Here is a 22,236-nt window from a genome sequence, read left to right on the forward strand (position 1 = left end):
GATTTGTAAATCCCACCTTTATGAAGGTGTTATTACTTTATGCTAAAAAATGTATGCAATATGGAGGGAAAGCTATGCTGAAGGAAGAAGACAAAATGAATAACCCCTTTAAAAAGAAAACTTCTAGGTGTAAAATAAATACATTCTTCAATAAATATCCATATATGATCATTATTCTGGCTGCAATCCTTATTCTTTTATTAAAAATATATGGTGACTACTTTCATAGCTACTTTAGAGAGTTACTCCCCTTTTCTTATAGCAAGTTTAAGGGTATTATTGATTGGATGCTGAGCATCCCCATCATTGTAATCACAGCTCATTATATAAAAAAATACTTCGCAACTAGCCGAAACAAGCTAATAACAGAGGAAAAATATGATAGCGTTATTAATAACATTAAAGAAGTTGTTTTTCAAACGGATAAAAATGGGCTATGGACCTTCTTGAATCCTGCCTGGACAGAGGTAACGGGCTTTGGAGTTGAAGAATGCCTAGGAACCAGCTTTATAGATTTTGTTTACCCAGAAGATAGAGAAAAAAACAGGGCCCTTTTTCAACCCTTAATAGAAGGCAAAAAGGACTACTGTAGACATGAAATCAGATATATTAATAAAGAAACAGAATTTTGCTGGGTGGAGGTTTTTGCTCGACTAATCCTTGATGATAAAGGAAACATCATCGGTACAGCTGGTACCTTAATGGATGTCACCATCAGGAAGGAAATGGAATATCAGCTTAGGGACAGAGAGCGGATTCTAAAGGGTGTATCTAAAGCTACGGCAATATTATTAAGAACCATGGAGCTGGATGATGGTCTAAATCAAGTGCTACAGGTATTGGGGAAGGCCACAAAAGCCGACAGGTCCTATATCTTTCAGAATCATGTTCACCCTATTAGTAAGAAGCTTATTGTCAGTCATAAATATGAGTGGTGCAACCAAGACATAGAGCCCCAAGCTGATAATCCAGATTTACAGGAGATTTGCTATTATAGCTTGGGGATCATGAGATGGTATGATACCTTATCTTCTGGAAAAGAAGTAAAGGGATTTGTAAGGGATTTTCCAGATGGGGAAAGGCTTATGCTTGAGCCCCAAGGGGTAAAAACCTTAGCCATAGTTCCGATATTTGTAGACAATAGCTTTTGGGGATTTTTAGGCTTTGATGACTGCACCCATAATAGAGAATGGACTAATTCAGAAGTAGCCCTCCTAAATACCGCAGCTGCTAGTATAGGAGGTGCAATTAAAAGATCCCAGGACGAAAAACAAATACAAATCCTTTTAAAGAATGACTTTAAGCAAACGGTTCAAAACCTTCAAAACCTGGTGTTTAAATGTAGAAGAACACCTGAGAATGAGTTTTACTTTACACTTTTTGAAGGGAGATTAGCCGATAAATTAGGCTTAACAACAGAAAGGGTTTATGAAAGAAAACTAATATCTGTTCTCAAGGATAAAACCAACAAAGTTAAGCATCACTTTGTGAGTGCCTTTGAGGGTAACATCTGTAATTTCGAGCTTGAATATGATGACAAAATATATTACACTTCTCTATCCCCTATTTATCATAATAATGAGGTGGTTGAAATCGTGGGTTCTGCCACTGATATAACCAATTTAAAGGCAGCTGAAGAGAAGGTAAGGTATATGGCCTATTATGATACTTTAACGGGATTACCCAATAGGGCCTTTTTCAGAGAGCAGCTGGGCTATTTAATATCCCATGCCAATCGTAATAATACTTCTATAGCCATTTTGTTTTTGGACCTAGACCGCTTTAAGGTAATTAATGATACCTTAGACCATATGGCTGGAGATGAGCTTTTAAAGGAAACGGCCAATAGACTTAAGAGGGTTGTTAATGATGATGACATGGTTGTTCGTATGGGTGGTGATGAGTTTATAGTTGTTTTCCCTGAGGTTGAAGAAGGGAATATAACTAGACTTGTTCAAAAAATTATAGAGGTTTTTAAAGATGCTTTTAATATTAAGGAGCATGAGATATTTGCCTCCACCAGCATTGGTATTAGCTTATTTCCCGATGATGGAAGGGATATGGATTCACTAATTAAAAATGCTGAAACTGCCATGTATAGAGCTAAAGATAATGGTAGAAATAATTATCAATTCTATACTGAAGATATGAATCGAAAAGCCCTTGAAAGACTAGGGATGGAAAACTCCCTTAGAAGGGCCTTAGAAAAGAATGAATTATTCATGGTATATCAGCCAAGAATCTCCCTTGAAACTGGTAAAATAATAGGGGCGGAGGCCCTCCTTCGTTGGAAACACACAAAGCTAGGTTTAATATCACCAGGAGAATTTATCCCCATAGCAGAAGAGATTGGTACCATCCACAGTATAGGTAAATGGGCATTAGAAACCGTTTGTAAACAAGCAAAGAAATGGAATGACCTATTACAAGCGGAATTAAAGGTATCGGTAAACATCTCAGCCATCCAGTTTCAAAAGGATGATTTGGTGGAAATCATTAAAAACGCCCTTGAAGCTGCACAATTAAAGCCCAATTTGCTTGAGCTGGAAATTACGGAAAACACCATTATGCAAAAGACAGAAAGAACCCTAAAAATCATAAAGGAACTAAAGGCCATTGGAGTTGAAATATCCATAGATGATTTTGGAACGGGCTTTTCTTCCTTAAGCTACATAAAAGAGTTTGATTCAGATAACTTGAAAATCGATAAGTCCTTTATAGATGATATTGGTTCGGGATCCAGCAACGAATCTATCATTGGTGCAATAATTAGCATGGCCCATAGTATGAAGATGACTGTTGTTGCTGAAGGTGTCGAGACAAACCAACAACTAGAGTTTCTCAGGAGTATTGATTGTGATGAGGTACAGGGATATTTCTTCAGCAAACCCATACTCCCCAGTGAATTTATGTCTTTGTTGGCTACAGAATTATAAATATTAGTAAGTTTAAGGCTGGTAATATAGAAATAGCAAATGTGCTCAATCGGTGGATTTGCTATTTTTAATTAAAAACAAAATATGCTATAATTACTGAATGTAGCCAATAAAGGGCAAGAGATTCATTTATATTTTATATATAGGGGGTTAAACCATGAGAAATATCGAGATTAGCAGACCAAGGAAAGAGGATATAGAGATTATAAATGATTTCTTTAAGAGGGTTATACAACATACCTTTGAAAGGAATGGCATTGGAGATTTATTAGAAACCATAGAAGGGGAAATTCGATATAAGAGGGTAATTTTAAATCAGGATTTTGAAAGTGAAGGAAGGGATAGATATTTTCTTGTTGCAAAGGATGAAGAAAAAATTGTAGGTTCTATTGAGTATGGGCCATCTAATGAACTAATACATAAATGTACCAATGGTGAATTTAAGGATTTATTGGAGATAGGAACGGTTTTTGTGGATCCCGATTATCAAAATCAAGGTTTAGGTAGTCGCCTGCTAAGTTCAATATTTACTGAATTTGAATATAAGGGAGTAAAGGAGTTTTGCTTTGATAGTGGATACCCTAGTGCCCAACAGGTATGGATAAAAAAGTTTGGGAAACCAGCCTACCATATAAAGGACTTTTGGGGTGAAGGTGGAGATCACATGGTATGGAGAATAGAGTTGAAGGATGCACTAACAAGGTAATCAGTTTATCGGGGGGATTAGAGATGATTGAAATCAGAAAGCTTACAGAGGATGATATGCAGCAAGCAATGGAGTTAAAGGTTTTATGCTGGACGGAGGAATTGGCTGGCAGAGCTGAAAATACCTTGTCTGTTTCAAAGGAACGAGACTCCTGGTTAGACTGGATGAATACAGCAGAAGAGCATAATGATATTCGGTTGTTAATTGGTGCATTTGAAAACAACCAAATGCTTGGCGTGGCCTTTGCAAGCTTTGCAGAAACCGATGATATACCCGATAAGGGAATCGAGCTAAATGGCTTTTGGGTATATCCAAACCAGCGGGGTAAAGGGATCTCTTTAATGCTATTGCTTTATGTATTGGATTTTTACTCAAAAGAGGATATGGAAAAAATTGTTATTTATAATCCCCATTATGCGCCTTCTAATCAGTATTATCAGAAGTTGGGGGCAAAGGTGGTAAAACAAGAATATCAAATGGAGGGTAAGCTTTTAGTGGATGTTTTTATAGCTGACATAGTGCCTATGAAAATGAAACTAAAGGAGCTTCTTCATAAGTATCAATGACAAAAACACCTTGAGGAGGAAATAGAGAGTACAAAGGTACCATCGGATGAAGTAATTCAAGGAATTGTAGAAGGATGCAGATAGAAAAATAGTACCCAACACTTGGGTACTACTATCATTATTTTTATGAATTCGTTAATGGCACAGCTATTGAAAAATAGTGCCGCAAAGCTATGGGTCTAAGGAATTGTTTATTCTATGATTGCCAGGTTGCCGAAAGAGGATTTCTATAATGTGTATATTTAGCATGATAATTACACTATTTATATAATTCTCTGTAATCAAAATCTGGATTACAGAGATTTTATCTTTTTAAAAATATTATCTAGTGATTGGAGGGAATGGCAACGGAATATTGCCAACTTATATATGAGGGTAGTATCGTTATCACAGTTAAAGGCAGGACAAATTTTAGGACAAACCTTTTATTCAGAAAATGGACAAGTACTACTAAGGAGGGGCACCAAATTAACTGATTTTTTTATCAATAGGCTTATAGAGGCGGGCTATTCAAGTGTTTATATTTGGCAAGATCAGCTGGAATACGTTATTGAAGATGTTGTTCGACCTGAAATACGTCAAAAGGCAGTAAATGATCTAAGGAAGTTCTTTTCTGCAGCTCATAATCAACCCACCAAAGATGCTGCCAATCATTTGCAGGATAATATTCATGTTCTTAAAGCCAATGCCTCATCTATTATTGATGAACTCTTTAATAAAAAGGATATTGTAGTAGAATTAATAGATATTAAAAATGTTAATAATGGACTTTATCAACATTCCGTTAATGTTATGATCCATAGTGTGATTCTTGGGATAAGCATTGGCTTAAATAGAGTTGAGGTTTCTAAGCTTGCCTTAGCAGCTTTACTCCATGATATCGGTTTGATGTTTATTCCTCAGGATATTTTAAATAAAAAAGAAAAACTATCAAAGGAGGAAATGCTGAAGGCTCAGCAACATACCAGCCTAGGCTATGGATTTTTAAGGGATAAGTTAAATCTAGAAGCTACAGTAAGAATAGGGGTATTAGAGCATCATGAAAATTATGATGGTAGTGGTTACCCCAATAACAAAGTCGGTCAAGAAATCCACTTATTGTCACGAATCATCAGTATTGCAAACAAGTATGACTCAATAATCTCAGATCGTGTCTATAAAAAAGCATCGCCTGTATCAGAAGCCCTTGAATTTATTATGGGAGGAGGAGGGACATATTTCGATCCTAAGCTAGTTAAGGTCTTCATTAAACACATTAATCCATACCCTGTAAATACACTGGTTAAGGTTGATGATGGCAACATAGCAGTAGTAACAGAAGTAAATAGTCATTTTTTCACAAGACCAGTATTAAAAATTATATCTGGAAATCAAAAGGGAAAGATTATTGATTTACTTAAAGAAAAAAATATTGTTATTAGAACAAGCGTGTAAAAATACAATATAAACCGACTAATATTGAAGATTTAAGTAATTAAATATAAAAGAGCTATTTAGTAAATAATAATAACCTCCAATAAAATTCTAACAATTGGGAGGGTGAAAATGAATACTAACGATATAGATAGAAATATGTCTACTGATGAGCTTTTAGGGTTATGGGTTCAGTATTCAAATGAGGCGTTAAAAGGAGGCAATAAAGACCTAGAAAATGTTGAAGCTAGACAGAAACTTAATGCTGCTTTGGCAACTAAAGGAGTTTCCGCAATTGAAATATACAGAATTGCCAACGATGAATATACACTAAAGTTTATCTATAGAGGAAGCAAAAGAAGCAAGGTTATACCCATTAAATAAAAGTATAAAAATATAAATGCAACAATGAAAAAAACCTCTGATTTTGAGTCCTGTAAAAGATCAGGACTTTTTTATTTATTTTGTCTATACTTTATGTCAAGGTCGGCCAACAATGATTGAGGAATGTTATGATAAAATAAGAACACACTTCAATTATTTCACCAGTTTCATAAGAATAGGCAATGGAATTGTAACTGGAAATCATTAAAAAAGATTAATCCCATAACAAGGTATTTCTTGGCGTTGATAGAAATGGTATTGCATCAGTGAAGCTCTATGAAAGCTTGGGCTTTAAATTTAATGGTAAGGTATATGGCAAAAAACATATAATGGTTTTGGAATATTGATGAAAAGCATATATAATAGTGTAAGGAGTATTTACAAATTAAAGGTGTTACTGCTAGGGGAGCTAAAAGATTAAGGAGACTTGAAAAATGAAGCTATCATATGATTATGAAGGACATAAAATTGAGTTCACTGTAGAATTTCGAAATAGAAAAAGCCTCGGTATTAAAGTTTCACCCCCTAGATATATCATAGTCTATGCTCCGGTTAACACTAGTAGAGACAGAATAATTGACATGGTGAAAACAAAATCTAAATGGATGATTAAAAAATTACAGGAGCTACAGAAAATACAGGATAAAATAGTAGAAAAGCGACTTGTTGATGGAGAAGACTTCTTATACTTAGGTAAGACCTATAGCCTTCAGATAATCGTAGGGGAGACAGTTAAGAAGCCAAGGATAGAATTATCTAATCATAAGCTTTTAATACATACCAACACAAAGGAGCCTGACGCAATAAAGAATATATTGAAAAGCTGGTACAAGGAAATGGCTAAGGAAAAGATTCTTGAAAGAATTCAGTATTATCAGCCCTATTTCATGGTACAGCCCCAGGAGGTTAAGATTAAGGATCAACAAAAGAGATGGGGCAGCTGCTCATCTAGTGGGGTGCTGCTTTTTAACTGGAAGCTAATCATGGCACCAATAACGATACTAGACTATGTAGTTATTCATGAAATGTGCCATTTAATCCATATGAATCATTCCAAGGATTATTGGGGTTTAGTAAAAAAAATACTTCCTGACTATGAATATCGAAAAGAGTGGCTGAAGATGGAAGGTGTAAAGCTTAGTTTATAATGAATATCTAAGTATAAATTCAATACTATTAAATGAGCCCTATGTTATAAATAATGTTTGGCAGGATATTGAGATAGAGGCCTGTAGAGTGGCGCCTTTATTTTTGACTCCACCTACTAAGGAGTAATAGGGAGGATAAGGTATGAATAGAGGATTTAATTAATAAATACAGAATACAACATAAAATAATAATTAAGGATTAGGGGTGGATAAGATGTGGACGAGAGTGGAATTAAAGGATAAAGCAAAGAATATCCTTAGAAAATCCTATTGGAAGGCATTTGGAGTAAGCTTAATACTAACCATACTGGGTGCAGGGGCAAGTGGTAATTTCTCCAATAGCAGAATAACCAATAGTGAAAATGCTGAAATATTGTTTAATCCTGCGTTTGTTATAATGATCCTTGGGTTTGTTCTTTTTGCTTTTCTAATTAGAATTTTTATAGGCTATAATGTGGAGGTTGGAGGGGCTAAATATTTCATTAAGTCTTCTAAAGAAGATTTTAATTTTGGTTATTTACTAGATACCTTCAAAAGTGGTCATTACATCAATGTTGTTATTACAATGTTTTTAAGGGCATTATATACCTTCCTTTGGAGCTTGTTATTGATTATTCCAGGAATTATCAAAAGCTATGCCTATTCTTTGGTACCCTATATATTATCTGAGAATCCAGATATGGAGCCATCGGAGGCAATAAGCCTCAGTTCTAGTATGACAGAGGGTCATAAGTTAGATATATTTATTTTAGATCTGTCCTTTATAGGTTGGTATATATTGGGAGGACTATTGTTTGGCATAGGTGTACTATTCGTTAATCCCTATGTAAATGCAACCAAAGCTGAACTATACTTGAAGCTTAAGGAGATTTATCAAGGCTAAAATTAATAGTTATTAAGTAACCTTAAGTGCATCTGGCATAATGCCCAGATGCGCTATTTTTGATGGAGATTCATGTTAAAATTACCATGAATTTAAGTTAATTGTAGAATTAAAATGAAAAAGGGTGATCAAGCTTGTATCAAATAACGGAAATAAAAGATCAAGAGGAAAAAAGAAGAATTTGCGAAGAAATTCTTAGGACTTTACCCAATTGGTTTGGGATTGAAGAAGCCATTATTGATTATAGGAATAGTGTTATGGATATGCCTTTTATTGCTGTATTGGATAAAAACAAATTCATTGGTTTCATAGCAATAAAAATCCATAATCAGTATACAGCAGAGGTTTATGTTATGGGAATAACTGAAGATTATCATCGAAAAGGAATAGGTAAGTTGCTAATTAATGAATGTGAGAGCTATTGTATAGACAAAGGTTATGAATTCCTTACTGTAAAGACTCTAGATGAATCTAGGGAGTGTGAAAGCTACTCTAAAACAAGACTTTTCTACCTTTCAATGGGCTTTAAACCCCTTGAAGTTTTCTCAAGTCTATGGGGGGAGGATAATCCTTGTTTGTTTATGGCTAAGGCCTTAAATAAGTAAGAAAGGTTACAAAGATTACAAAAGGAATCTAATGGAAAGTTGAGGGATAATAGGTACAATATGTTGTCAGGAAAAATATTATTTTGCGACAATTTTCGACAACATATACAATAAATTGATGCTATAATTACATTAAATTACAAAAAAATTCATAAATACAAAGTATAAAGATACTAGCAAACTTTTCAAAAGAAAGGGACGCAAAGCTATGGGTCTAAGGGACAGAAATCCTATGATTGCCAGGTTGCCTAATTATAACGATTATAGAGGCGACCCATCGTCTCTTTTATTATGTTAAATTATAAAGAATTTACAACTGCCTAGAGGGGAGCTGAGGTATATAATCAAGGAAGATTGATATTTAATAGATGATTATTTAACCAGTACAATTACTAGAAACTTAAGGAGTGTTTAATTTTGAAAAGACTGAAATTTAGAATTGCTATAGCCTTTACCTTAATAAGTGTCCTTCTGTTTTTAACTACAGGTATTGCTGCATCGATTTTCTCTAAGGGATCTTTAGTTGAGGTTTCTGAAATACTAAGCAACGAAGTAGTACAATCTAACGCTGATACGATTTCAGAATATATTACTGCTCGTATAAGCGAGCTGAAGCATATAGCCCAATATGATAATTTAAAAACCATGGATATTGAGGGTTCAATGGACTACCTTATCCGTGTAGCAGAGGAAAGTGAATATGAATCCATAGCTATAGTAAGACCCAATGGTCAAGCTTGGACTACAACTGGGGCAACCTTAGACCTGTCCAAAAGTCCCTATATGAAGGAAATTTTTCAAAATGGTGCAAGCACCTTCGTTTCAGATCCTTTCCTTGCGAAATCATCAGGCAATATTATTATATCAGTAGCTCAGGTTATTGTTGATGATTCTGGAAAGAAGGTGGGTGTTTTATCAGCAGCATTAACATTAAGTAAAATAACAGAAATCTCAGAGGGTATAAACATTGAAGAAAAAGGCTTTGGATGGATAGTAAACCAAAATGGTTTAATCATAGCCCACAAAGATCCTGAAGTGGCAATGATAGAGGATATTGTTGAATATGAGGAGGGGGTTTATAAAGAGGTAAAAGTCCATAAGAATGAACTCCTTGAAAGTCCCCATGGTGTGATAGAAACCTTCGTAAAGGATGAAGAGGTTTATCTTTTTTACTCAACCATTGATCATACTTTAAACTGGAGGCTTGTAGTGGAAATCCCTCAGAGTGTTCTATTAAGCAGTATATCGAAATTATATAAAACTCTGGGTCTATTAATACTTATAGTCCTTCTGATAATGACAGCAGCAGCTTTCCTGATTTCTAATATTATAACAAAGCCTATTGCTGAGATAACAAAATATAGTGAAAAGGTTTCCAATTTAGATTTTACTGATGATATTCCTCAAAGCCTGATAAATCGGAAGGATGAAATTGGTGCCCTATCAATATCCTTTAACAATATTCTACTAAACCTTAGGGGCTTTATAAAAAATATTGCAGAAAATTCCCAGTATATAACAACCTCCTCTCATCAACTAACGGAAATTAGCCATCAATCAACTAAGGCAGCAGAAGAGGTTGCTAAAACCATTGAAGAAATAGCAAAGGGAGCTAATGACCAAGCTAAAGATACTGAAAAAGGAGCTCTAAATATAGATGAGCTTGGAAGACTTATTGAAAAAGATCAAAACTATATGGAAATGTTAAATTCTTCAGTAGAGGAAGTCTTTAAGCTTAAAGAAGACGGTTTAGAAATCGTTAAGGTGTTAGTAGAAAAAACAATGGAGAGTAATAATGCTGCCAAAGAGGTTCATGATATCATAGAAAACACCAATAAAAGCGCAGAAAGAATAGAAAACGCAAGTGAGATGATAAAAAACATTGCTTCTCAAACCAATCTTCTAGCCCTAAATGCAGCTATAGAGGCTGCCAGAGCAGGGGAGGCAGGAAAGGGCTTTGCAGTAGTTGCAGAGGAAATTCGAAAGCTAGCAGAGCAGTCTAATGATTTTACTGAAGAAATCGCTAAGATTATTAAAGAATTAAGTAGTAAAACCCTAGAGGCTGTTCACACCATGAAGGAGGTTGGAAACATAGTAATCTCTCAAACGGAAAGTGTTGAAAATACGAATAAGAAATTCGAAGGAATATCCAGCGCCATAGAAAATATCACAAAAGTGATCCATGAACTTAATCACTCCGGTAGAGAAATGGATAACAAAAAAGATGAAATTATAAACATTATTCAAAACCTATCAGCTATTTCTGAAGAAAATGCTGCTGGTACACAGCAGGCTTCTGCTTCCGTTGAAGAGCAGACAGCATCCATGGAGGAAATTGCTAATGCCAGCGATTCCTTGGCACGATTAGCAGAAGAAATGCAAACCAGCATAGCAAAATTTAAATTCTAGATAATATTAAGAACAGGTAGCAACGAAGATTGCTACTTGTTTTTTATTATGTAATTATCTAGAAGGATTTAAGAAAATTTATTACAATAATGTGAAAGAGTTTTTGAAGGATATTAAATAGAGATATAGAAAATTATCATCTATAATGCATAAGGATATTTCAGGTGCATCTATAGTTAAAGTGTTTTAGCCTTCTGCTTTTATTCATATCAAATATTAGAAGAAGGGTTATGGGAAAAGGAGGAATATTGTGGATACAATTAAAAGCATATCATTGATTTTGGCTATTTTGGGACTGATTTATTTATCTGTAAATATAATTTTACGGAAGAAAGCTATAGGTGTAATGAATAAAATTGGTAAAGAAAACATCTTGCTAATCTCTGAAAATGCTAATTTCTTTGGACAAGAATCAGTATCTATGCAAATAAGGGGAAATGGCACTCTTGTATTACTAAAGGATAAGTTATACTTTGAGCTTCTTTTACCAAAGAAAGTTATTGAAATCCCTATAGAGAGGATCGAAGGGATTGATGAAACTAGAAGTCATTTAGGTAAATCAGTAGGGAGTAAATTAGTGAAGATTACTTATAGAAATGATAAAAATTCATTGGATTCATGTGCCTGGTTAGTGAGAAACCGAAAAGATTGGATGGATAAAATTAAAGAGCTTATTGATAACTAAAGAAAAAAATGGTATAATATTAATAGTGACACAATAAGTGTCTCCCCAAAGATATATCTTCTGATATATCTTTTTATTTTTTTGAGGAAAAAGCCGCCATTTATCCCATGGTAGGCTTTTTTCTATTTTGAAAGGAGAGGTTTTATGAGTAGCGAAATTTTGAAAAGAAATGAGAGGTTAGAGGGGGTTTTCAACAGAGTAGCAGCAAGTTTTGATACTATAGGTCCCAATTATTTTTCGTATTTTGGAGAAAAACTGGTTGATTACTCAGAAATTAGGGAAGGATCAACTTTACTAGATGTAGCATTTGGTAGAGGAGCATCACTATTTCCAGCTGCTAAATGTGTATTAGAAAAGGGGCAAGTTGTGGGAATTGATTTTTCTAAAGAAATGGTAAAGGAGACAGCAGCACTTATTGGTAAACTGGGTATAAGCAATATTGAAGTTCTACAAATGGATGCGGAAAAGTTAGATTTTCCTAACAATCAATTTGATTACGTAATAAGTGGATTATCTACATCCTTCTTTTCTAATCCACTAATGGCATTAGAGGAGATGTATAGAGTATTAAAGGATGGAGGCAGGTTTGGTATAAGCACATGGAAAAAGAGAGATAAGAGAGGGGCGTTAGACAGAGCATATACCAAAGTATTTCCTCAAAAACAGGAGGATGCCTTAAGGAAAATACCAACAAGACCTGATTTTGGCTCAATTGATGGAGTTGAAAAAATATTACAAAATATAGGATTAAAAAATATAGAAATTATCGTAGAAGAGAAGAGATTTTATTATAAGGATGAAGAAGAGTGGTGGCAGGAGCAATGGACAAATGCAACCCGTGGCTTATTTGAACATGTTGAAGGTATGGGTGCCCTAGATGAATTTAAAAATGCAGCATTTATAGAGCTTATGGAAAATAAAGATGTTAATGGAATACGTTTTGATGCAGAGGTGATTTTTGGTTTTGGTGAAAAATAGAGGGATAAGGAATAAAGGGAAGTCAAATGACTTCCCATAGATTTATTTATTATACTCCTTTATTTTAAACTTTTTTACATACAACAACCATTAAGTAATATTTAAAATCTTTCTTGGGGATTTCAATGATTTCATCTATCTGATGATACATTACAACATTCCTAAAGGGCTTTAATACTTCTAAAAATTCTTCTTCGGTATATTGATAGACATGATAGGGACATGAGCAGGGCTGACCTTTACCCCTTCCAAAGGGGGTTGATATAATTAGAGTACCATCGGGTTTAAGCAAATCATATAGGTTTTGAATAAACCTTTTATCCCCTTCAAAGTGTTCAATAGTTTCAAAGCTCAGGATTGTATCAAAGGTACCATACTTATTTTTAAGCTTTGGATTTAAAGCATTATCAACATAATACACAGTCTTATGGAAATTATAATGATCCATTGCATATTTTATTGAATCAGCACACAAATCAATTCCTACGAGTTCATCAATATTAGGATTATTCTTTAAAAGGATTTCACTACCATATCCGACACCGCAGGCAATATCTAAAACCCTTCCTTTACAGTACTTCTTAGAAAACTCATATCTTGCTATATGCTCTAGTAACATTCCGTTTTTAGGGCTCATAACCTTTGGAATAACCCTTTCGCCAGTTAACTTCATCATGTCTACATCCTTTTTATATTTTGTTTTATAGCTATTTAATATATATTAGTATTATAACAAATTATAATAGATATGTAGAGAACTGAACTTATACATTAACTTTAAGGGGAGGACTCGAAGTGAAGGGAGATAAATATGTCTTTAAAGAATCATCCAGACTATGAAATAGAAGTGAACCGATTGGAATACACAAAGGAATATATAGATAAGACCCTTGACGCAACAGAAGAGTACCGTAAGCTTTATAAAGAAAATATTAAGGAGGCCATGTTGAATCTTGATTATTTAGATAGCTCCCAAAGCTATATAAGCATATTAATAAATACGAAGTTCATGGAAATGGCTGATCGAAATTATGAAAGCTTATCTCGATCTAGAAACAAGCCCTATTTTGCCCGCATTGACTTTAGGCAAAAGGGTGAAGAAACCATCGATAAAATCTACCTTGGTAAAACCTCCTTGTTTAGAGCAGAGGATAGTATTCCCCTAATAGTTGACTGGCGATCACCTATAGCCAATGTCTACTATGAGGGGAGGCTTGGTGAAACCTCTTATGAGGTGGAGGGAAATACTCAAGAGGGAGAGCTGCTTTTAAAAAGGCAATATTCTATAGAAGAGGGTGAGCTACAAAGCATTTTAGATATAGATTTAACCACTAATGACGCTTTTCTGCAGGCATCCTTAGAGGCCAATGCAGAGGATAAGCTGAAGGATATTGCCTCCACCATTCAAGCTGAGCAAAATAGAGTTATTCGGGCTGATATGGCTAAACCCCTAATCGTTCAAGGGGTGGCAGGCAGTGGAAAAACCACCATTGCCCTTCATCGAATAGCCTACTTCATTTACACCTATGAGAAAACCTTCCATCCAGAGAACTTCATGATCATAGCACCCAATCGATTGTTTTTGAATTATATTTCAGAGGTGCTTCCAGAATTAGGGGTCGAGAGGGTTAAGCAAACCACCTATGTAGACTTTATGACAGAGCTGGTTGGTACAGACTATAAAATTCATGGGGAATCAAACAAGCTAATTTTACTCATGAATCAAAAGGTTGCTAATAAAGCTTCAGATCACTTAAGTTTATTAAAGTGGGCTACGGCCTTTAAGGGGTCATTGGAGTTCAAAAACATAATCGATAGCTTTGTCGAAATTATTGAGGATCAATTTACCCCTTCTATAGATTTTACCTTTGATGGAATTGTTTTGATGAAGGCAGAAGAAGTAAAGAAAATGTTCATTGAAGAACTAACTTATCTTCCACTATATAAGCGAATACCCGAAATCAAAAAGACCTTAAGAAATAGGCTAAAGCTCATAAAAAAGGAAGTATTGAGAAAAACAGAAGAAGGATATGACCGAGAAATACAACGATTAAGGGACACCTTAGAAGTCAATGAAAATAGACGTAGAAAAATTGTTGAATTAATCGATAAGAGGGACAATAAATTGAAAAAGCTAACCAATACTTCAAAGGTTTTGGTTAAGAGCTATATTTCTAAATTTCCTAAAAAAGAGCTTTTTGATTATTACTCAGAGTTCATGAATAATATGGAGCTTTTTTTAAGGCATGAAGGGAAGGATTTATCAAGTAAACAGATCTCCTATCTGACCTCTAAAACCCTAGATTTATTAGCAAATAAAACCTTCCAACTGGAGGATTTAGCACCTTTGGTGTACTTGAGATATAGAATTTTTGGATTTGATAAAAAAATTGAAGTAAACAGTGTGGTAGTGGATGAGGCACAAGATTTCAGCCTTTTTCAGATATACACCTTAAAAGAAATCTTAAAGACCAACATGATTACATTGTTAGGGGACATTTCCCAAGGAATACATTCCTATAGAGGAATCCAAAGCTGGGAAGAGGTGCTAGATCAAGTATTTGATCGACAAAGAAGCAATTATATGACCCTTGTGCAAAGCTACCGTACAACAATAGAAGTGATGAATCTGGCCAATGAAGTTATCAAGAAACTAAATAACCCCAATATTGTTCTAGCTAAACCCGTGATTAGGCATGGAGATAAGCCATTTGTAAAGGCCTTTACAGAGGAGACATCTCTAATGAAGGATATTGAGATGAAGGTGCTTGAAATGCAAGAGAGAAATTATAAGTCGATTGCAATTCTGTGTAAAACCAATGGAGACTGTAACAAAATCAAGAAATATCTAGATAAGCATAGTGAAATAAGGGCCCTATTATTAGATGAAAAAATGATTAACTATAATGCTGGAGTAATGATTGTTCCTTCTCATCTAGCAAAGGGATTAGAATTTGATGCCGTTATTATCGCTTGTATAAACGATGGATATGAAGAAAATGACTTGGATATTAAACTTCTATATGTTGCAATCACTCGAACCCTTCACAGGCTCTTTATTTGTTATATGAAAAATAAGCTTCCTATTCTGAGTAATATGGATGATGAGTTAATTACCCATATTCAATAAAATCCTTAGATAAATTCCTTTACTAGGACTGTATCTAATAGCTTTTAATCATCCAGCAATCTAGATGACTTCGTCATCAATCTTATGTCCTGATGTAAAATAGGCCTTAGTTGAATCTATTGATTATTAAGGGTTAAATATAAAAAACTGTACTTCAATTAGTACAGTTTTTTATAATAAAAAAACTATGTTAGAGCCAATTTTCCTTTTTCATCTCCTGTAGGAACCGGTTTATCATCTGCATTGAGAATGAGATCAGATGTAATTCGACCCGATTCAAAGATGGTAGGTAAGCCACTACCTGGATGAGTTCCTCCTCCAACTAAATAGCAGTTATCGAATTCTTGGAATCTATTATGGGGTCTAAAGTATAGCATCTGTGTGATATTATGACCTAGGTTAAAGACCGCTCCCTTATAAACTGACATCTCTTTTTCCCAATCAAGGGGTGTAATCATCCGTTGAACTTCTATATGCTTTCGAATATCAGTAAGGCCCGCCTTCTCCTCTAGTATATCTAGTACTTTTTCCCTGAAACCCTCTTTTTCCTTTTCCCAGTCTATAAGGCTGGTATTGTTAGGTACAGGAACAAGTACATATATTGTAGACTTGTTTTCAGGGGCCAAACTTTTATCGGTAATCACAGCATTCTGAATGTATATAGATGGATCTTGAGATAGAATTTTTTTATGGGAAATTTCCTCTACATTATTTTTATAGTCATCAGAGAAAATAATATTATGATGGGGAACATCGTATACCTTATCAACCCCTAGATATAGCATAAAAGTAGAGCATGAGAATTTGCTCTTCTCAATCTTTTTCCGGGTATACTTTTTCTTATATTGGTCCTTTACTAGAGTGTTCATTGCATGGGCAAAATCTGCATTGATAACCGTATAATCACTATAATGCTTTGAACCATTTTCTAAATACACTCCAACAATACGATTATTCTCTATAATTAGTTCCTTCACTGGAGTATTTAGATGAATGGAGCCACCCTCTTCTCTAATGACCTTTGCCATAGCTTCAGAAATCTCTCCAAAGCCTCCCATAACGTGATGAATTCCTCCGGCATGCTCAATGTAGGAGATGATGCTATAACCTCCAGGGCAATCCCATGGTGACATGCCCAGATATTTTGCTTGAAAGGTGAAGGCCATTTTAAGGTCATCCTCTTTATAATATTGTCCCAATACATCAAACAGACTTTTATGGGCTCCTAGATGGGGAAGGGCTCTTAAAAACTCCTTTTTAAGAAAATCCCTAGGAGATAGATAAGTTTGTTTTAAGCAATCAAAAAGCAAATCGAACTTCTTCTGTTCTTTATTCATGAATCGACGATAACCATCAACATTACCAGGAAATAACCGCTCTAATTCTTTTTCCATCTCTACCGAGTCACTAGAGGGGTAAAATTCTTTGCCATTTCCGTATACAATACGATATAGTGGATTGATGGCTTCAATAGTTAAGTAATCATGGATATTTCTACCGCTGCGAGAGAATACATCCTCAAGGACATTCTTCATCATTAAGAAGGTGGGACCTAAGTCAAATTTATAACCATCTACTGTAAAAGTAGAAGTTCGCCCCCCGATAAAAGGTTGTTTCTCAAATATATTCACTTGGTATCCTTCACTTGCCAACAGCATTGCTGTAGTAAGTCCACCAGGACCTGCTCCAATAATAGTAACCTTCTTTTTCATTTTCTAACCTCCCCTAAACAAACAATTTTTATTTAATCCTTTATGATGCTATAATTTTTATAAACTAGAATCAATTTTCTTTACGTAATGAGAAGAAGTTATTACATAGATACCACTGAATGAAATATTTAAACTAAATAGCTATAAAAAATAGAGTAAACATTTCGAAATGTGATATTATAAGGAAGAAATGATTTCAAAACATAGGAGGGTAAAATATGGGGAGTTTTGGAGATCGATTAAAGGCATTAAGAAAAGCCAAGAAGTTGACTCAAAAAGAATTAGCTGAAAGTTTAAATCTTGCTCAAACTACAATAGCAAACTATGAAGGAAATTTAAGGCTTCCAAACTATGATACATTGAATACCCTAGCCAAAACATTTGAAGTATCCATTGATTTCTTAATTGAGGGAGAAAAGAAAAAATCTAATGTCATTCTAAGAGATGAAGAACCCATAGGAAGGATTCAATCCTATAAAGAGTTTGATTTAGAAGAACTGAAGGAAGTTTATATAAGAGAGCTATTAAATGGCAACGGGCGGAAGGTATACGATGAATTAGTTCATTTATTGAGACAAGGGGTAAGACTTAAGGATTTATATAGGCGAATTATTGAGGCAGCCCTTGTTGAGGTAGGTAAAGAATGGGAAGAAAATAAGATTACTGTAGGACATGAGCATTATTTTTCAGAGGAAACGTTAAATCTATTAGCTCAGCTAAACTCCCATATATATGCAAAAGAAAACAAAAAATACAGGGCAGCTTTATTATGCACCCATGGAGAAGGACATTTTATCGCCCTTAAAATGATCAACAATCTGCTAGAAGAGGATGGATGGGAGACATACTTTTTGGGCACTAATGTACCACTGGATGGCCTAATAACTCTCTTAAAGGAAAAAAATATTAACTTAGTTGCTTTGTCAATAACAATGAATTACCACCTAAATGGTACAGAAGCTTTGATTAAAGCTATCAAAAGTAGCAATAATACCAAACCTATAAAAGTTCTAGTAGGGGGTAGAGCATTTTCTCATAATCCTAATCTATGGAGAACCATAGGAGCAGATGGGTTTGCCATTGGTTTTGAGCGGATTGTAGAAGTGTGTAATGAGTTAGTAAATGAATAGAGTTGAGTTTACATAAAACATACCATGTTTGCTAGAGTTTTTTAAATGGTGTCATTGAAGGATTTTAATTGGAGATTATAGAAATTATGATTATCGAATAAGAAAAAAAATATCAAGTCGTGCTAATCATTATTATGATAAAAAGCCTTTAACAGGTGATGAATCATAAATAAACGGAAGGGTTTTATTGGTTATAATTTGTTGATTTATGGAAGGGGGTGGAATATGTCTGTAGGATGGTCAGCGCTGGGAGTTGGAATAATGTCAATAATATGGGGATTAATTTCATATTATGGTGATGAATCATTTGATGAGGGCATAGTAGAAGCCTATTCAAAAAAGTATATTATAATTGATGAAAAACGACTAATTAACCATGTGCATTTGTCTAGAATAGGTCATGGTTCGATTTTTATATTAGTTTATTTACTGCAAATATTTCACGTTAGTAATATGATAAGCGTTATTATTGTATTTGTCGGTATTATTTTAATGATAGGAGTACATTTCTATCAAAGAAAAAAATTTCTTTTACCAAAAAATCAATGATTAAACAAATGATGGGGATTGCATAGATAGGGGGATGTAAAGTGGAAAAGATTAAGAAAAAGGTATGCATATATAGTCTAGGAGGTGTTGGGGCTATTTAGGTCAAATCATAAACAAAACCAAAGAAACACTGATTCCCATATAACGGAATCGGTGTTTTTTGATGAATCAACAATATTAGAGATTTTAGGTTTTCTTTTTAAAGCCTACTTAACTAAAGTTTCTTCATTTCAATTAATTTATCGATGGAGACTGGAGTGAATTGAGGGGATACTTTATTAACCCTCCACTGGGCATCTACCCACAGTCCTATAACTTCAACATTGCTATTCCAACCTTCAACAATTTTTACGGCTTCCCTGATTTGTTGAATTTGAGTTTCTTCGTCAGAAGGATTTCCACCACAATCAAAGTGACCAACTACTGCTATTACCTTAGAATCATGCTTTTCAGTTGAAATTGAAACCCGTAACTTGATTGATTCAATAGCTGATTTATTAGTGTGCTCTGCTAATATTTTGTTTGGACCAGCCTCCGTAATCATGTCTACATACTCAGCCACATATTCTGTTTTCATATAATTAATTACCGGAATTTGAGTCCTTCCATCCATGCAATTAATCGAAGTTACAAACCTATTAGTAGTATTCATTTTGCTAAATCCTCCATCAGCAGTTATATATATGTAGTTTCTCAGAGTTTTGTAGGATGTATTCCCATTAAACACCAAGGATGTTGAGCCCTCTGATTCTTTATGTTTCTAACATATACTATAACCCATTTTAAGGTTTTAGTATACTCCTTATTAGAGGACACGATTGTGTCTTCTTTTTTTATTTAATAGGAAAAGTTATCTTTTTTCCTATTAATGGATTTCCACTTAAAAATCAAATATCCATCCTATGAAGATAAAAGTCTAAAGTGTGTCTTTGATAATATTGTTGTAATTAAAGATATAAAAGCGTATAATTTAAATATCCCCCATGGGGGGATATTGGGGCGAAGGGGATGCTTATATGAATCAGGATAAGGTATATGCAGTAAAGAAGCATTTAGGAGAATATGACAGTATGAAAATAATCATGTTGTTAGCTATTCCGGCAATGATCGAAAACATACTGCAGGTGTTTATAGGAGTAGTAGATACATATTTTGTAGGTAAGCTTGGAACAGAAGCTATTGCAGGTGTTGGAATAACAAACTTAACTATGAATGTAAATATTGCATTTTTCCTGGCACTGGGGATTGGGACAACCGCTGTTGTATCAAGGTATACAGGGGCAGAAGAAAATGACAAAGCTGATCATGCAGTTAAGCAATCAGTTATTATGGCTTTGTTAATTGGATTAATATTTGGTAGTATTAATTTGATTTTCTCAAGGAGAATTTTGCAACTCTTGGGAGCAGAGGATGGGGTAATTGAATATGCTCTACCATACTTTCTATCCGTTGCTGTTCCTTCGGTATTTTTATGTGTAAATATGGTTTTGTCTAGTGCCCTAAGAGGTGCTGGGGATACTAAAACACCGATGAAAGTTGCAATTATTTCAAATTTTATAAATGCGATTCTAAACTATATATTAATTTTTGGCGTATTTAGTTTTAGTGGTCTTGGAATTTTAGGAGCTGGTCTGGCAACAACTATTTCGAGAATAATCAGTGTTATACTATTAGTGAGAAAAATTAATAGCGAAGAAATCAAAATGAATATTTCTATATTTGAAGAATGGAAAATTGATTTTAAAATGTTAAGTTCTATTACAAAGATTAGTATACCTGCTGCATTGGAAAGGTTAATCATGAGATCCGGTCAACTTATTTATGGTGGGATGATTATAAAAATAGGAACAGAAGCTTATGCAGCCCACAATATTGCAGGGACGATAGAAACATTTTCTTATTTACCGGGCATGGGATTTGGTGTGGCAGCGGCCACTCTAGTGGGTCAGAACCTAGGTAAAAAGAAAGAAGATGAAGCTCAAAGGTTTGGTTTAATGTCCTACTTATTATCTACAGGATTTATGGTGATTGTGGGAGTTGTTTTTTATATTTTCGCACCATTTCTTGCAAGCTTATTTACAAAAGATGAAAATGTCAGTAATCAGGTGGTTCAAGTGTTAAGGATAATTGCTTGGTTTCAACCCTTCTTGTGTATTACACTAGTTATAACATCAGCTCTTCAGGGGGCAGGTGATACGAAGTTTCCCATGTATTCATCCCTTATAGGAATTTGGGGAACTCGGGTTTTAGGAGTATATATACTATGTATAAGATTAGGGTTTGGATTAGTTGGTGTCTGGATTGCCTATGCTATAGATATAACGGTTAGAGGAGCTATTCTAATGATACGATACTTAAGGGGTAAATGGAAAAATGTAAATATATCATAGTTTTTATAATAGGAGGATTTAAAATATGAAAAGTCATAAGCACCCTAATCAAAAAAAAATCATTAATAGAATGTCTAGAATAATTGGCCACTCCGAAGCAATAAAAAGAATGCTAGAAGAAGAAAAAGAGTGTGGTGAGATATTAATACAGATTGCAGCTGTTAAATCAGCTTTAAATAATGTGGGGAAATTAATCCTAAAGGATCACATTAATCACTGTATTGTTGAAACAGCAGTTAATGAAGATGATCAAGCTTTAGAAAAATTAGCTGAAGCAATAGACAAGTTTATAAAGTGATGGATTATAACAATACATTTTTAGGAAAGCCAATAGATTAATGATATTAGTAATAAACATTGTAGCTATATTAACGGATAGTGGGATCTCGCCTCGCTATCTTTTTTAATAATGAAAGAACAAGTGAATATAATGCTTCAGTAAGGTGCCAGGGGTTTGGGGGATTTTTTGCATAAATTTACTTTATGAGCGAAGCAGAGAAATTGAAAAAAAATTGCAAATAGCAGAAACTATTGTATTTATTTAGAGTCTAAACAAGCAGAAGCAGTGATTATATGGATTATGATATGTACTATTTAACATCGGAGTTTTTC

General features: G+C 34.3%; 19 protein-coding genes and 2 riboswitches. Of the genes, 16 read left to right on the forward strand and 3 right to left on the reverse strand.

All coding sequences use genetic code 11. From position 1 onward, the window contains the following. Window positions 1–74: 74 nt before the first annotated feature. The 11 genes from F8153_RS12425 (at window position 75) to F8153_RS12475 (ending at window position 12,713) form a co-directional block, all read left to right on the forward strand. The gene (locus F8153_RS12425) at window positions 75–2,936 is read left to right on the forward strand and encodes an EAL domain-containing protein (RefSeq protein WP_192929803.1); all 2,862 of its coding nucleotides are present in this window, start codon (window positions 75–77) and stop codon (window positions 2,934–2,936) included. Window positions 2,937–3,093: 157 nt separating this feature from the next. Then, window positions 3,094–3,642 (forward strand): GNAT family N-acetyltransferase, encoded by a 549-nt coding sequence (locus F8153_RS12430; RefSeq protein WP_151866682.1) that lies wholly within the window; start codon window positions 3,094–3,096, stop codon window positions 3,640–3,642. A gap of 23 nt (window positions 3,643–3,665) precedes the next feature. Further along, window positions 3,666–4,208 carry a GNAT family N-acetyltransferase gene (locus tag F8153_RS12435; RefSeq protein ID WP_192929804.1) on the forward strand — a complete coding sequence of 181 codons (543 nt, stop codon included), beginning with the start codon at window positions 3,666–3,668 and terminating at the stop codon, window positions 4,206–4,208. Between the two features lie 130 nt (window positions 4,209–4,338). Beyond that, a riboswitch (cyclic di-GMP riboswitch) is annotated at window positions 4,339–4,426 on the forward strand. 151 nt (window positions 4,427–4,577) lie between these two features. Further along, complete coding sequence (locus tag F8153_RS12440; protein WP_151866684.1) at window positions 4,578–5,642, forward strand: HD-GYP domain-containing protein; 1,065 nt, start codon at window positions 4,578–4,580, stop codon at window positions 5,640–5,642. Window positions 5,643–5,753: 111 nt separating this feature from the next. After that, entirely contained in the window at window positions 5,754–6,005 is a 252-nt protein-coding gene (locus F8153_RS12445) for a hypothetical protein (protein ID WP_151866685.1), read from the forward strand. A 434-nt stretch (window positions 6,006–6,439) separates the two neighbouring features. Further along, a complete protein-coding gene (locus F8153_RS12450) occupies window positions 6,440–7,153 on the forward strand; it encodes a M48 family metallopeptidase (RefSeq protein ID WP_151866686.1) in 714 nt (237 codons plus the stop codon). A gap of 214 nt (window positions 7,154–7,367) precedes the next feature. Further along, window positions 7,368–8,036, forward strand: a complete 669-nt coding sequence (locus tag F8153_RS12455; protein WP_151866687.1) for a DUF975 family protein — start codon at window positions 7,368–7,370, stop codon at window positions 8,034–8,036. A gap of 134 nt (window positions 8,037–8,170) precedes the next feature. Further along, window positions 8,171–8,641 (forward strand): GNAT family N-acetyltransferase, encoded by a 471-nt coding sequence (locus F8153_RS12460; protein WP_151866688.1) that lies wholly within the window; start codon window positions 8,171–8,173, stop codon window positions 8,639–8,641. Window positions 8,642–8,806: 165 nt separating this feature from the next. Then, a riboswitch (cyclic di-GMP riboswitch) is annotated at window positions 8,807–8,893 on the forward strand. A gap of 165 nt (window positions 8,894–9,058) precedes the next feature. Then, on the forward strand, window positions 9,059–11,050 hold the full coding sequence (locus F8153_RS12465) for a methyl-accepting chemotaxis protein (RefSeq protein ID WP_151866689.1): 1,992 nt from the start codon (window positions 9,059–9,061) through the stop codon (window positions 11,048–11,050). A gap of 250 nt (window positions 11,051–11,300) precedes the next feature. Further along, window positions 11,301–11,735: a hypothetical protein gene (locus F8153_RS12470; RefSeq protein ID WP_151866690.1), complete on the forward strand. Its 435-nt coding sequence runs from the start codon at window positions 11,301–11,303 to the stop codon at window positions 11,733–11,735. A 144-nt stretch (window positions 11,736–11,879) separates the two neighbouring features. After that, on the forward strand, window positions 11,880–12,713 hold the full coding sequence (locus F8153_RS12475) for a class I SAM-dependent methyltransferase (protein ID WP_151866691.1): 834 nt from the start codon (window positions 11,880–11,882) through the stop codon (window positions 12,711–12,713). 64 nt (window positions 12,714–12,777) lie between these two features. Here F8153_RS12475 and F8153_RS12480 read toward each other — a convergent pair whose 3' ends face one another. Further along, the gene (locus tag F8153_RS12480) at window positions 12,778–13,389 is read right to left on the reverse strand and encodes a class I SAM-dependent methyltransferase (protein ID WP_243136969.1); all 612 of its coding nucleotides are present in this window, start codon (window positions 13,387–13,389) and stop codon (window positions 12,778–12,780) included. 135 nt (window positions 13,390–13,524) lie between these two features. Between F8153_RS12480 and helD the strand changes: the two genes are divergently transcribed. After that, complete coding sequence (gene helD / locus F8153_RS12485) at window positions 13,525–15,843, forward strand: RNA polymerase recycling motor HelD (RefSeq protein ID WP_151866692.1); 2,319 nt, start codon at window positions 13,525–13,527, stop codon at window positions 15,841–15,843. A gap of 185 nt (window positions 15,844–16,028) precedes the next feature. On the opposite strand, the gene F8153_RS12490 is transcribed toward helD, so the two are convergent. Next, window positions 16,029–17,555, reverse strand: a complete 1,527-nt coding sequence (locus F8153_RS12490) for a phytoene desaturase family protein (RefSeq protein WP_151866693.1) — start codon at window positions 17,553–17,555, stop codon at window positions 16,029–16,031. Between the two features lie 218 nt (window positions 17,556–17,773). Here F8153_RS12490 and F8153_RS12495 point away from each other — a divergent pair, with 218 nt between their 5' ends. After that, window positions 17,774–18,685: a cobalamin-dependent protein gene (locus F8153_RS12495; RefSeq protein WP_151866694.1), complete on the forward strand. Its 912-nt coding sequence runs from the start codon at window positions 17,774–17,776 to the stop codon at window positions 18,683–18,685. Window positions 18,686–18,910: 225 nt separating this feature from the next. Then, window positions 18,911–19,234, forward strand: a complete 324-nt coding sequence (locus F8153_RS12500) for a hypothetical protein (protein WP_151866695.1) — start codon at window positions 18,911–18,913, stop codon at window positions 19,232–19,234. Between the two features lie 214 nt (window positions 19,235–19,448). Here F8153_RS12500 and F8153_RS12505 read toward each other — a convergent pair whose 3' ends face one another. Next, the gene (locus F8153_RS12505; RefSeq protein ID WP_151866696.1) at window positions 19,449–19,886 is read right to left on the reverse strand and encodes a carbonic anhydrase; all 438 of its coding nucleotides are present in this window, start codon (window positions 19,884–19,886) and stop codon (window positions 19,449–19,451) included. A 364-nt stretch (window positions 19,887–20,250) separates the two neighbouring features. Between F8153_RS12505 and F8153_RS12510 the strand changes: the two genes are divergently transcribed. Continuing rightward, the gene (locus F8153_RS12510) at window positions 20,251–21,624 is read left to right on the forward strand and encodes an MATE family efflux transporter (RefSeq protein ID WP_243136970.1); all 1,374 of its coding nucleotides are present in this window, start codon (window positions 20,251–20,253) and stop codon (window positions 21,622–21,624) included. Between the two features lie 25 nt (window positions 21,625–21,649). Continuing rightward, window positions 21,650–21,922: a metal-sensing transcriptional repressor gene (locus F8153_RS12515; protein ID WP_151866697.1), complete on the forward strand. Its 273-nt coding sequence runs from the start codon at window positions 21,650–21,652 to the stop codon at window positions 21,920–21,922. Window positions 21,923–22,236: the final 314 nt, after the last annotated feature.

This window comes from Alkaliphilus serpentinus (assembly GCF_009017255.1).
GTDB classification, from domain to species: domain Bacteria; phylum Bacillota; class Clostridia; order Peptostreptococcales; family Natronincolaceae; genus Alkaliphilus_D; species Alkaliphilus_D serpentinus.